Raw genomic sequence first — 11,970 nt, 5'->3', positions numbered from 1 at the left:
ATGGCTGTGTCGGGAACGGATCGCATGGTGGTGGTTCCGAAGCAGAATTATCAACTGCAGCGAGTTCGAAATAAAACATCGGACCTCCTGTATTCGATATTCAGATATGCATTGATCATCGGCATTTCATTTATTATTCTGTATCCGTTATTTCTTAAAATCTCGGTTGCGTTCAAGGATAAACAAGACATCTATAATCCAACCATTTATATGATTCCCCAGCATTTCACGCTGGACAATATCAGGCTGGCCGCACAGGTAATGGATTACCTGCCCTTGCTCGCGAACACCTTGCTGTTTGTTACCATAACGACGCTTTTGACGGCGATATCCTGTGCGCTTGCCGGATATGGATTTGCCCGCTTTACTTTTCCAGGCAGTAATGTCCTCTTTGTGCTGGTGATTCTCACCATTCTGGTGCCGACAAGCACGCTGATGGTGCCGATGTATCTGCATTTCCGGAGTTTCGACTTTCTGGGCATCATTCAGCTGTTTACGGGCAGGGAGGGGGTCAATCTGCTAAACACCTATTGGCCTTCCGTGATTACTGCAGCGACGGCTGGAGGGCTCAAGGCAGGGCTGTTCATTTATATTTTCCGGCAGTTCTTCAAGGGTATGCCCAAAGAGATCGAAGAAGCTGCACTGATCGATGGTGCAGGCGGGTTCCGTACATTTGCCCGAATCATGCTGCCCAACGCCATTTCCCCACTGATCACTGTTATCCTATTTTCCTTTGTGTGGCAGTACAATGATACGTTCTATTCGGCGCTGTTCATGAGTGAAAGTCCACTAATCTCACTGAAGGTCGCTTCATTACCCGCTCAGGCGAATCAGCTGATTCCTCAACTGATGGGTTTTGGTTCGAGCTCCGGCATGAAGGCTGATCCGAACTATGTCGCCATGATCGTGGATACAGGCATTTTGCTGGCGATTGCGCCGCTGATTATTTTGTATCTGTTTGTACAGCGTTATTTCGTGGAAAGTATTGAGCGTTCTGGCGTTGTTGGTTAAGCGGGCTTGGCGTAGTCATATAGGATACGTAATTCGGTTGATTTTGATATTTGGGTCGCTATGTGCCCTGCCTTGGAATGGAGGATTATCAATGACGGAAAATAAGATAAGCAGTACCTTGGTGAATCAAGATGCGACTTCCGAGGCCAATGAATTGATGAAGTACTTGGTGAAGAATTATGGGACGGCAGTGCTCTCGGGACAGCAGGAATACAGCAACCTGAACTGGATTAATGAGAATACGGGACGGAAACCGGCTGTAATTGGGTTTGATCTGATGGAATACTCACCTTCAAGGACAGAGCGGGGCGCGACCTCCGAGGAAATACGAGATATGATTGCATGGCATCAGCAAGGCGGGATCGTGACCTTGTGTTGGCACTGGAATGCACCGTCCCAACTGATCGATGAACCCGGCAAAGAATGGTGGCGGGGCTTTTATACGGAGGCCACAACGTTCGATATCGCCTCCGCGTTGGCTCACCCTGAATCGGATGAATATGCCTTGTTGATCCGGGATATCGATGTAATCGCCGGCCATCTGCAAGAGCTTAAGGATGTAGGCGTACCTGTGTTATTTCGCCCACTTCATGAAGCTGAAGGAGGGTGGTTTTGGTGGGGAGCGAAAGGACCTGAACCTGCCAAACAGTTGTATCGTCTGCTGTATGATCGATTGGTTAACCAACATGAGCTAAATAATCTCATCTGGGTGTGGAACTCGGAACAGCCGCAATGGTATCCGGGCGATGATGTTGTGGACATTGTGAGTGTGGATGTATATCCGAAGCCAGGGGACCATGATCCACTTGCAGAACGTTACGAGAACTTGCGGAATTTGGTGAGTGACAGCAAAATGATAGCACTCGCGGAGAACGGCTCCATTCCTGATCCGCAGCAGATGGAGGAGCAGGGCATTCATTGGAGCTGGTTCTGTACCTGGACAGGTGAGTTTCTGAGGGGTGGCCAGCATAATACAGTGGAATTTTTAAAAGAAGTGTATAACAGCGACTACGTCGTAACTCTGGATCAGTTGCCTGAGTGGAGTTGGAAATAGCCGTTCATGGCGTTAAGCGTATTGTGAACCAAAAAGCGTTAGCATGGCATAAGAAATTATGCGGATGCCAACGCTTTTTAATCGTGATTTTAATGGATCTGGATGGTAATTAAATGTAAGGGATACTGGCTGAGCTCGATATCAGAGTATTGATCTTCGGAAATAAAGTCTCATTGGAAGTGAACAGGACGTAAGATTGATGGGTTGTGCGGATTAGGATGGTTTCAGAAGCGCCATACGCTGCACCGATTCGAATGGCTGAAGGCTCACTTCCACCATAGGTTTCATCAAGTGTAACGGATTGGATATCTGTGATCGGAATACTAATTTTAGAAAACTGCCAGCGAATATTCAGTTGATCATTTTCTTGCTCTACTTTTACACCTAACATCGTATGTCCTCCTAATCAGTCATGAGTTAAGGCGAACCACCTTTTTATTAGTTTATCATTAAGTGGTTAATATTTCCTTATTAATAATGAATAATGCTAAATAAACCATTTGAAACCAGACCGAATTGATTTACAACCGTTATTTCTATCATTCTTCACATATTGTACACTATGACTAATAAATGTAAGGGACAGAAAGGCCTGAATTGCTATGAGAGAAGAAGTGGTCGTATCGGAATATGACCCAAGATGGGTTGAAGAATATCACGTAGAACGCGATAACATCATGAGGGTGCTGACAGAGATCTGCGTGGATTTTGAACATATTGGAAGTACGTCTGTGCCGGGTCTAGGCGCGAAACCATTAATCGATATGATGGCAGGAGTACATGAGTTGAGCGATGTGAAGGCAGTACATATGGAAGCATTGGGAGAACTGGGGTACGAGTATGTGCCCAAGTCGGATTTCCCGGAACGTTTGTTTTTCCGAAAAGGACAATGGAGAGCTGGTACGCATCATCTCCATGTCTACAAGTACAGGAGCTTGGAATGGACGGATAACTTGCTGTTTCGCGACGCTCTCAGAAGAGACTCGGAAGTTATGCAGGAGTACTACGCGTTGAAGAAAAAGCTGGAACAGCAGTTCAGACATGACCGTGTGGGATACACTGCAGCTAAGGCTTCTTTTATTCAATCCGTCATCCAGAAGGCCAGACTGCACGAGGCATAAATAACGTTAGTTTTAATAGAAGAGTGTGTATGTATATCGCTGACGAAGGCGTGATCTATATGACAGACCTGAATGCATATCATTATTTTGAGAAAAGTATTGGACCGTTCCGCAACCTCTCCAGCTTGTCTGAACAGGATGCAGAAGTCGTTGCACAGCAAATCAGGCAGGAAGGACGAAATTTTGCCAGTCAACGTTCAGCGGATTACATGATGATTCGCAGAATGCTCGAACAAAAAGCGTACGAGCAGTTCACTGTCAAAGGTGGGAAACCGTCGAAATCCTATCCCCACTATATGACTCTGGGGACTTGCGATTGGTTGAAATCATGGTATACGGAACCGGAGTGGATCGCAATTTCTTGGTGTGATCTGCCTGCCGAATCCGTAAGTTTTACTATGGAGATCTCTTCCCAACCATGCGTTATTCGGATGATAAGCCGTATCGAAAGCAGGTGTATACCAAAGATGAAATCCTGCAGGTCATTCAGAACTATGGATGGCCTCAGGAATGGAACCGGAATGGTGAACGGGGCCCGGAACGTTATATAGAAGTTCAGGTGTGGGATGAGCTGATCATCCAACCGTACCAAGGCATTTAAGGTGCATCCTCAACATAAGCATCCCCAATACACCAGATACATCCACTGGACACATCGGTTTCCGATGTGCCGTGAATGTATTGACCATATAGCTGGCATAGACATCGACGTCATTCTGCTACCTTGACCCGAATCAGCAATCCAAACAGCCCCAGCACGGCAAATGCGATAAATGCTGTCGTATTGGAGAATGCATCAATCGTGTAACCCGCAATGGAAGACCCGAAGAACTGTCCCGCACCCAGTGCAAGAAAGGCAAGGCTGATCCCGATCGACGTATTCGGACGAAATAGTCTGGTCGCCCACACGATAAACACGCTGGTCAGGAAGATGTAGGTGCTTCCGAACAAGACGGCAGACGTCAGACTGGCAGTCATGGATGGCAGAATAATAACACCAAGGGAAATGGCGAGCAGCAGGATACCGACATGATAGGAACGCCCGATTCCGATTCGTTCGATAATTCGTCCGGCACAACCGCCCAAGATCCCCAAAACCCCCATCACAATCCAGAACAATACGGCTTCCGAATCGGAGGCCCCTTTTTCGTCCGTCAGAAAACTTCGTGCAAATGTCCAATAGATCGCAGAACTGAAGCCTGTCAATAGGGAAGCCATAAGCAGAGCTACACCAGGTCTAGTGGGTTTCATGCATGCCCAGAGTGATTTGGTGCAAGGTTCGGTTTTGCGAGGCGAAAGGGCGCGTCTGTTCCACAGCAGAACCAAAACACCAAGAACGGCGAAAAAAATGTAGGACCAGCGCCAGTATTCACTGAACAATAGATAAATGGGGCCAGAAACGATAATGCCGAAGCTTGTTCCCGTGTTAATCCAGCTGTTACCTCTGGCCTGCTGCTCAGGCTGAAGTTCCGCATAGACGGTATTACCCAAGGCAGGAGAAGCCAGGCCTGTGCTCAGTCCGGCGAGAAATACGGCTATGGTTAGGACCAAGGCATTTGGAGAAAGGCCAATGCCAAGTAAACCAAGTATGGCGCTTATGCCTGCCATATGAATAACCGGGTAGTGACCGATGCGATTAATAATCAAAGGTGCAATGATCAAAGAGAGACAATAGGCAATATAAGTAGCCGAATTGATTGCACCCGACTGGGTATCATTCAGCTGCAGTGATTCCGAAATTTCCGGCATAAACAGACCATAACTGAATCTCCCGAACGCATAACATACCGAAATAAGTGCGATCCCGGGGAAAATAATTTTTTTCAACATATCCACCGCCTTTTTAGATAGAACGATCATTATATTTCTGCTGAAATAAAAAAGTGAGTTGAACTATAACTCACCCGGTGTGGGACAACTTGAAACTGTTTCGAGTCATGTCAAGCAGTTCCCGGCAGACAATACTTACATCTTGAGTCTCAGCGAGCGCGGTGGAGCCCTCCAAGAGTAGGGAAAATCGGATCATATCTCGATCCGTAATGGACGCATCCAATTTTTTTATCAGGGTCATCACATGTTTTTTGTGCGCATGCACAGCTTGAACAATCACGTGTTCCGGATCGCCGCCAAACTCTTCCTTGGCACGCAAGAACATACAACCTCGGGACTCGTGCTCCATCAGCCAGCGTGCATGCCCTTCAGCTAAATTCAGAAACAGGGGCTGTGCCTTGTTATCGGCATATTGTCTCAGCTGTTCCAGATATCGCTGTTCTCTACGAAGAAGAACTTCCACGATGAGGTCATCCTTGGAATCAAAGTGATTATATAAGGTCATGATGGCAATATCTGCATCCGTGATAATCCGCTTCAGGCCAATGGAGTGAAATCCATGATGATAGAATAAATTTTCCGCCACGTTCAACAGCATTTCCTTTTTACTGCTCATAGCTGCAATCTCTCCCTTTAGGATCAGATAGAACGATCATTATACCCCAAAATATAACAATCCAATTCGGTTGTCAAATTCTGTGAACCGTTTCAATCTCCATTCCGTGCAGCGTGTCTACCCACTCTGCCGGGCATCCATCGTCCGTGATGACCATAGAGATCTGATCCAGGGGTGCAATCTGCGCAAAGGTAGAGCGTCCAAATTTGGTGTGGTCCGCTACAAGAATAGATTCCTCCGCACGTTCCATCATCTTACGGGAGATCTGGGCTTCCTCCAGCATATAATCTGTGATGCCGTCCGTTAGCGATATCCCGCCGGCAGAGATGAAGGCTTTATTGACTTTGAATTGATTCAACAATTCATGAGCAAGATGACCCGTCGAGGCTTGTACCGCAGGATTGATATCGCCTCCGGCAAAAATGATCTTACCTGCGAAATCCTCCAGAGCACAGGCAAGAATGGGCACAGAGTTGGTAATCACCGTGATCTGCGAACGATTTCTCAGCTGGCGCATGATTTCAAGCGTGGTTGTCCCGTTGTCCAGCATTACGGTTTCCCCATCCTCAATCAGAGATGCTGCAGCCGCGCCAATACGTTGTTTTTCGGTCATTTGCAGTAATGAACGCTTCTGAAAAGGGTCTTCAATCATTCCGGAGCGCACACGAACTGCACCGCCATAGACTTTACGCAATTCACCTTCCTTTTCAAGCCGGTCCAAATCGCGCCGGATGGTCTCCGTTGATACCTGAAAGTGGTCAGCCAGCAGCTGCACCTGAACTTTTCCCTGGGTTGCCAATTGGGCTAGAATGGTCTGTCTTCGTTCTTCGTAGGTTAATGACATAAAATGTCCTCCCGTATTCCAATTCGTACTTTTTTCTATTCTACGTTAATTTTTATACTTCTAGCTATAGTGTGCTTATTGCATGACCGGAATAAATGTATTGACAGGATGAAGAGGTGGGGATAAGATCGGATCAAACAAACAACAAAAAACCACATTAAACCACAACAGTGCGATGTATGTACATAACGAACTATTAGGGGGAACCAATATGAGACGTCAGCTTGCATTTCAAGCGGATGAAACGTTCAAAATTGTTCAGTTTACAGATCTGCATTGGAAAGATGGTCGACCTGAAGACTTGCGTACCCGTCAGTTGATGAAAACGGTCATCGAAACAGAGCAGCCGAACCTGGTCGTGTTTACGGGAGATGTAATCTACACAGGCCCCGTTGATCCAGGGAAAAAGGCGTGCGAGCATCCAGAACAGGCCTTCCGCGAAGCCGTATCTGTCGTGGAGGAATGTGGGATTCCGTGGGCATTTGTGTACGGTAATCATGATACCGAAAATCGGATTACACCGGCTGGTCTGATGGATGTCATTCATGAGCATCACCATACGGTAACGGAACCGGGTCCCGGAGGAATTGCAGGCCTGGGCAATTACACACTTGAGATTGCAGGAGCGGATGGCACTCCGGCAGCCGTGTTGTATTTTCTTGATTCGGGAAGTTATTCGTCGTTCCCGGAGATCCCCGGTTATGGCTGGGTTCAGCCCAATCAGATCCAGTGGCTGATGTCTGAATCCACACGCGTGAATCCCGGCCGCAGCCGCGGGGAGAAGCTTCCAGCCTTGGCGTTTTTCCATATTCCGATTCCCGAATATCAAGTGATGTGGGACACTCAGACATGTTACGGCGGCAAGCACGAACCCGTCTGTGCTGCGCAAGTCAACTCTGGTCTGTTCTCGGCGCTGCTGGAGATGGGCGATGTGATGGGTACGTTCTGCGGGCATGATCACGTGAATGATTTTCACGGCGAACTTCACGGCATTCGTCTCTGTTACGGGCGCTCGAGCGGGCACAATACCTATGGAAGAGAAGGTATGCTGCGCGGAGGAAGGGTCATTCAGTTGCAGGCAGGTCAGCGCAGCTTCGATACCTGGATTCGTCTCGAAGACGGATCACTCGTCATGGAACAGCCGGAACATCAACCTGAGAGCAATTCAGCGAAATAGAGTTCAAAAGGGCAAGGCGATTAGAGAGGATTAATAACGTATGATTTTACCGATATTTCTGGTGCTCGCATCCGGAATGGCTCATGCCGTCTGGAGCATGTTCACCAAACGAAGTTTGAATAAAAGTGTGTTTCTGTGGTCCATTATGATGATTCCTACCGTCATCCTGCTGCCTGTACTCATTGTGGAGCTGGTACGCGAACCCTTAACCATGCCGGCTTATGCCCTGTTGGTTTTGTCGATGGCTCTGCAGGCTTTATATTCCTGGCTGTTATCTCAAACCTACGAGCTTGGTGACTTGTCTCAGATTTATCCGATTATGCGCGGAACGAGTACCCTGCTGGTGCCTCTGATCGGTGTCTTTTTCCTGGGAGAAACCTTGTCTTCGTTCGGATGGATCGGGATTGCCTGCATGCTCGGTGGATTTCTGGTACTTAGCGGGGTTGGAGGCAAAGGTGCCAAGCAGGGCTCACGGAAACAGGGATTGAAGCCGGTCCTTATGGCTTTATGCGTGGGGCTATGCACGACCAGTTATGTATTTGTGGACAAATTGAACCTGCAGCATATCTCGCCCTTGTCGCTGCTTGAGGTGACGAACATCGGATTCGTTGCCGGACTGACACCGGCGCTTCTGGCTTCCCGGCAATTACGCCAGGAGTGGAAAGTGAACCGATCCACCATTATGCTAGGGGCACTATTGAACCCAGGTTCGTACCTGTTATTCCTGTTTGCTTTGGAGCAGGCTCCCATGGCGAGATTGGGCCCTTTGCGTGAAGTGGGAACGGTATTTGCGGCGTTCCTCGGCATTTTATTGTTAAAAGAGCAGCAGGGGAAAAAGCGAATTCTCTGCTCCATCGTCATTTTTGGTGGAATCCTGCTGATCGGCATGTGGGGATGATTCCAATTCCAGGTCATGGATACATCGTGTAAGTCCTTGCTGCTGTTCCGGGCTTCTGAAGCTTCCAAATAAATTTTTCAATCCCCTCAGTGGAGACATACCTTAAGGAGCATCTGTCCAAGATGATCTTCCAGGTATGGACTGAGGGGATTTGTCTATTTTATCGAAGGTACTTAAGCATGGTATATTGGAGTCAGAGAGTTCCAAGAGATAGAGTCACAGAATAGAGCCTAACGAGCAAAGAAGTAAGGAGAGGATCAGGTGCTGCTTGAGGAGAGATTCACCCAGTCCATTAAGGCACATGAGAAATTAATGCATGATTTGCGGCAGGTTCGGAGCCTGGGGCTGCCTCAGTGTTACATCGGTGCGGGGTATATTCGTAATTACATTTGGGATCTTCTCCATGGATATACTCAGCGCGAACTGCACAGCGATATTGATGTGGTATACTTCGATCCCGAAGACCTGAATGAAGGGCGCGATGTACAACTGGAGCTGCAGCTGCGGGAGGCGACAGGCAATCCCAAGTGGTCCGTGAAAAACCAGGCGAGAATGCATCTGCGCAATGGCACAGTGCCTTATCAGTCTACAGAAGATGCCCTGCGATACTGGCCCGAGATCGTAACCGCCATAGGCGTTCAGCTGGATGAAAAGGACCGGATTGGGTTCTGTGCCCCGCATGGATTAGATGACCTGTATGCATTAACTGTTCGCCGCAGTCCATTATACGAGAATGTCCTGGAGTACAACCGGCGTGTAGAGAAGAAGCGCTGGCAGGAGCAATGGCCAAAGCTCACGATTGTGAAGGGATGAGTTTCAAAGGCCGTAATGGACCTCATAATTCCATGGAGCCTGGTGGCAAATTTGGGTCTTAACGAACCTTCATAATAATTTGTTTATTTGGTATACAACAGCCTGATTATGGGATCCGTAGAGAGCAAGCGGTGCAGGTTTAAGAAGGAGTGTTACCCGGTTAATGAAAAAGTTTATTCAAGATAAAGGCCTGATCATTGATCTTGTTCTGGTACCCTGTTTTGTCGTTTTTCTGATATTCTGGGGCCGAAATTTCGCGGTGATGTTGTTTGGGCTGCTTACGGTGGCTTTTATCGTACTTCGACGGATTGACTACCAGAAGCACGTGGTGCTTAAGCGCATTTTGTTAACGGCGTTCAGTATTGGTGCGGTTTCCTTTGTCATTATTGAAGCACTGGTATTTACGCAGCTGAATGCGAATGATCCGGAGCAGGCGGATTATGTCATTATCTTGGGGTCAGGCATCAGAGGAACAGAGTTATCACTAACACTGAAGCAGAGGCTGGATGCCAGTCTGGACTATATCCGCAACCATCCGCAGACACCGGTCATTGTATCCGGAGGACAGGGGCCAGGGGAGTCGATCCCAGAAGCACTCGCCATGAAAAACTATCTTGTGGAACAGGGGATTACGCCAGCCCAGGTTATTATGGAAGACAAGTCAACCAGCACGCAGGAGAATATGGCCTTTTCCAAAAAAATCATAGACGAAGCGGGGCTGGATCACCCCGAGATCATGATTGTCACCAGTGACTATCATATGTTCCGTTCCAAGTATTTGGCTGCCAAAAATGGCTACGCTGCCGAATACGGCATTTCGGCCCCGTCTCCGGGATACCTGAAACCGATCAACATGATCCGTGAGTATTTTGCGGTGGTCAAGGCTTTTATGTAGAGTTAATCTTTTCTATTCACATTTAAAAGTTTCACGAGGTTCTGAATCTCATAACATGGTGCAAAAAGCAGTTGAGCAGAATGAATTCTGGCTTAACTGCTTTTTGTCGTTGTTCAAGTGAATTCAAGGATACTCAGCCAAATCATGTTATAATATACGTCATTAATAGAAGAACGATGTAGGAGTGAATGACGATTACCACTTATATGTTACCTGCTCTCTATGAGCAAAAGAAGATTTCAACGAACAACATGGAAGAAATTGTACGCCTGCTTGCACAAGCACCATTATTATATGATGACGGCTTGAGCATCCGGGTTGAGGATTTCTCGGAAGGTTTGGACATGGAAATCAAGCATGAAGTTCGGCCTGCTCTAATGGAGCTGTATGACCTGGCTGTTAAGGCCTGTCGGCAGTTCCCTGATCCGGCTGCCTATGAGCAGTTTCAGGATGCCCTGGGATTACAGGCAGAACTGTGGCAGGAAGAAGTGCTTGATCTTGTCTCGTGGATGACCTGGCTGAAGCAGGTTGGGGAAGGACAGAGGGCCCTCCCGAAGTATGATTTTGCAAGCATGCTTGGGACACTGCCCGAAGGATTCATGATTCACGATTTCTATGATGAACTCCGTTATCAGCTGGAGCAGAATCCGTCAAACACCTGGGCTATTCAAGAGCGGGATCGACTGTATGCAGCCATGGGTGCCAGATAACATCGAACGAAACGTGCAGTAACCGTGTTTATCCATATATGAGGGATTGTCTTATCGCTTATGGAAATGAGGGGATCACGTGAAGAAGGTTGTATTGGCCGGAGGTACGGGATTTGTCGGTCAGGATTTTGCACAAAGGTTAAAGAAACTTGGATATGAGGTGCTCACCATCTCACGTCAGCCAGGTCATATTGCCTGGGAGGACTCCGATGGTATCAGGCAAGCCCTTGAAGGTGCCGAAATGTTGATTAATCTGGCCGGAAAATCTGTAAACTGTCGTTACACCGACGAGAATCGCAGGATTATCCTAGAGTCCAGGACCAGCACGACACGTATTCTTGGCGAGTCTGTCCTTGAATGTGACCATCCGCCTGAACTATGGATCAATTCAAGTACGGCCACGATCTACAGACATGCAGAAGACCGCCCCATGACAGAAAAAGAAGGTGAGATTGGCTCCGGATTCTCGGTGGATGTTGCCAAGGCGTGGGAACAGGCTTTCTTCGAATTCAGTCTGCCGTCTACCCGCCAGATTGCCTTACGAATTGCGATTGTACTGGGCAAAGGCGGCGTCATGGAGCCGCTCACGAATCTGGTGCGTTTTGGCTTGGGCGGGTCACAGGGACCCGGAACACAGCAGTTCAGCTGGATTCATATTGAAGATTTGTTTCGGATGGTTCTTTATCTTCAGCAGTATCCGGAACTTGAAGGGGTGTTTAATGCTTCGTCTCCGCATCCGGTTACCAATCGCCAACTGATGGAGAGCCTGAGACGTCATATGGGCGTCCGCATTGGGCTTCCTTCCCCTCGCTGGATGCTTGAAGTGGGAGCGCGATTTATTCGGACCGAAACGGAGCTGGTCCTCAAAAGCCGCTGGGTTATCCCAGAGCGGATAGAGCAGGAAGGGTTCACTTTTATATACGATACGCTCGACACCGCACTAGATGAGATTCTGAAATAGTGTGAATTACTGAACAACTATATTGAATACAACGTTTCAT

General features: G+C 47.9%; 14 protein-coding genes. 10 read left to right on the top strand and 4 right to left on the bottom strand.

The annotated features are described in order from the left end of the window. On the top strand, positions 1-1,011 hold the full coding sequence (locus CHI14_RS10535) for a carbohydrate ABC transporter permease (protein WP_095288384.1): 1,011 nt from the start codon (positions 1-3) through the stop codon (positions 1,009-1,011). A 91-nt stretch (positions 1,012-1,102) separates the two neighbouring features. After that, complete coding sequence (locus tag CHI14_RS10530; protein ID WP_095288383.1) at positions 1,103-2,065, top strand: glycosyl hydrolase; 963 nt, start codon at positions 1,103-1,105, stop codon at positions 2,063-2,065. Between the two features lie 109 nt (positions 2,066-2,174). Here the strand turns inward: CHI14_RS10530 and CHI14_RS10525 are convergent, their stop codons facing one another. Then, positions 2,175-2,456, bottom strand: a complete 282-nt coding sequence (locus tag CHI14_RS10525; RefSeq protein WP_095288382.1) for a SunI/YnzG family protein — start codon at positions 2,454-2,456, stop codon at positions 2,175-2,177. Between the two features lie 211 nt (positions 2,457-2,667). On the opposite strand from CHI14_RS10525, the gene CHI14_RS10520 reads away from it, so the two are divergent. Further along, positions 2,668-3,186 (top strand): GrpB family protein, encoded by a 519-nt coding sequence (locus CHI14_RS10520; RefSeq protein WP_095288381.1) that lies wholly within the window; start codon positions 2,668-2,670, stop codon positions 3,184-3,186. Positions 3,187-3,604: 418 nt separating this feature from the next. Further along, complete coding sequence (locus tag CHI14_RS30430; RefSeq protein ID WP_249281057.1) at positions 3,605-3,787, top strand: hypothetical protein; 183 nt, start codon at positions 3,605-3,607, stop codon at positions 3,785-3,787. A 110-nt stretch (positions 3,788-3,897) separates the two neighbouring features. Here the strand turns inward: CHI14_RS30430 and CHI14_RS10510 are convergent, their stop codons facing one another. The 3 genes from CHI14_RS10510 to CHI14_RS10500 form a co-directional block, all read right to left on the bottom strand. Beyond that, on the bottom strand, positions 3,898-5,013 hold the full coding sequence (locus CHI14_RS10510; protein ID WP_095288441.1) for an MFS transporter: 1,116 nt from the start codon (positions 5,011-5,013) through the stop codon (positions 3,898-3,900). Between the two features lie 73 nt (positions 5,014-5,086). After that, positions 5,087-5,632: a TetR/AcrR family transcriptional regulator gene (locus CHI14_RS10505; protein ID WP_095288380.1), complete on the bottom strand. Its 546-nt coding sequence runs from the start codon at positions 5,630-5,632 to the stop codon at positions 5,087-5,089. A 73-nt stretch (positions 5,633-5,705) separates the two neighbouring features. Next, positions 5,706-6,476 (bottom strand): DeoR/GlpR family DNA-binding transcription regulator, encoded by a 771-nt coding sequence (locus CHI14_RS10500; protein ID WP_095288379.1) that lies wholly within the window; start codon positions 6,474-6,476, stop codon positions 5,706-5,708. A gap of 211 nt (positions 6,477-6,687) precedes the next feature. Here CHI14_RS10500 and CHI14_RS10495 point away from each other — a divergent pair, with 211 nt between their 5' ends. The 6 genes from CHI14_RS10495 to CHI14_RS10470 all read left to right on the top strand — a co-directional run bounded on the left by CHI14_RS10495 (position 6,688) and on the right by CHI14_RS10470 (position 11,930). Next, entirely contained in the window at positions 6,688-7,653 is a 966-nt protein-coding gene (locus CHI14_RS10495; RefSeq protein WP_095288378.1) for a metallophosphoesterase family protein, read from the top strand. Between the two features lie 40 nt (positions 7,654-7,693). Then, positions 7,694-8,551, top strand: coding sequence for an EamA family transporter (locus CHI14_RS10490; protein WP_095288377.1), 858 nt, complete (start codon positions 7,694-7,696; stop codon positions 8,549-8,551). A 261-nt stretch (positions 8,552-8,812) separates the two neighbouring features. Beyond that, entirely contained in the window at positions 8,813-9,364 is a 552-nt protein-coding gene (locus CHI14_RS10485; protein WP_349290363.1) for a nucleotidyltransferase family protein, read from the top strand. 163 nt (positions 9,365-9,527) lie between these two features. Then, a complete protein-coding gene (locus CHI14_RS10480) occupies positions 9,528-10,259 on the top strand; it encodes a YdcF family protein (RefSeq protein WP_095288376.1) in 732 nt (243 codons plus the stop codon). A 188-nt stretch (positions 10,260-10,447) separates the two neighbouring features. Next, positions 10,448-10,969 (top strand): hypothetical protein, encoded by a 522-nt coding sequence (locus CHI14_RS10475; RefSeq protein ID WP_095288375.1) that lies wholly within the window; start codon positions 10,448-10,450, stop codon positions 10,967-10,969. 79 nt (positions 10,970-11,048) lie between these two features. Continuing rightward, positions 11,049-11,930 (top strand): TIGR01777 family oxidoreductase, encoded by an 882-nt coding sequence (locus CHI14_RS10470; RefSeq protein ID WP_095288374.1) that lies wholly within the window; start codon positions 11,049-11,051, stop codon positions 11,928-11,930. Positions 11,931-11,970: the final 40 nt, after the last annotated feature.

This window comes from Paenibacillus sp. 7516 (assembly GCF_002272715.1).
GTDB lineage: Bacteria > Bacillota > Bacilli > Paenibacillales > Paenibacillaceae > Paenibacillus > Paenibacillus illinoisensis_A.
Note: the sequence above shows the minus strand (reverse complement) of the source record. Positions and strands in the feature narration are given on the sequence as shown.

What these genes read in the sequence shown, in the direction of transcription:
- CHI14_RS10535 (WP_095288384.1), top strand. Translation starts at nt 1, where the DNA reads ATGGCTGTGTCGGGAACGGATCGCATGGTGGTGGTTCCGAAGCAGAAT.
- CHI14_RS10530 (WP_095288383.1), top strand. Translation starts at nt 1,103, where the DNA reads ATGACGGAAAATAAGATAAGCAGTACCTTGGTGAATCAAGATGCGACT.
- CHI14_RS10525 (WP_095288382.1), bottom strand. Translation starts at nt 2,456, where the DNA reads ATGTTAGGTGTAAAAGTAGAGCAAGAAAATGATCAACTGAATATTCGC.
- CHI14_RS10520 (WP_095288381.1), top strand. Translation starts at nt 2,668, where the DNA reads ATGAGAGAAGAAGTGGTCGTATCGGAATATGACCCAAGATGGGTTGAA.
- CHI14_RS30430 (WP_249281057.1), top strand. Translation starts at nt 3,605, where the DNA reads ATGCGTTATTCGGATGATAAGCCGTATCGAAAGCAGGTGTATACCAAA.
- CHI14_RS10505 (WP_095288380.1), bottom strand. Translation starts at nt 5,632, where the DNA reads ATGAGCAGTAAAAAGGAAATGCTGTTGAACGTGGCGGAAAATTTATTC.
- CHI14_RS10500 (WP_095288379.1), bottom strand. Translation starts at nt 6,476, where the DNA reads ATGTCATTAACCTACGAAGAACGAAGACAGACCATTCTAGCCCAATTG.
- CHI14_RS10495 (WP_095288378.1), top strand. Translation starts at nt 6,688, where the DNA reads ATGAGACGTCAGCTTGCATTTCAAGCGGATGAAACGTTCAAAATTGTT.
- CHI14_RS10490 (WP_095288377.1), top strand. Translation starts at nt 7,694, where the DNA reads ATGATTTTACCGATATTTCTGGTGCTCGCATCCGGAATGGCTCATGCC.
- CHI14_RS10480 (WP_095288376.1), top strand. Translation starts at nt 9,528, where the DNA reads ATGAAAAAGTTTATTCAAGATAAAGGCCTGATCATTGATCTTGTTCTG.
- CHI14_RS10475 (WP_095288375.1), top strand. Translation starts at nt 10,448, where the DNA reads ATGACGATTACCACTTATATGTTACCTGCTCTCTATGAGCAAAAGAAG.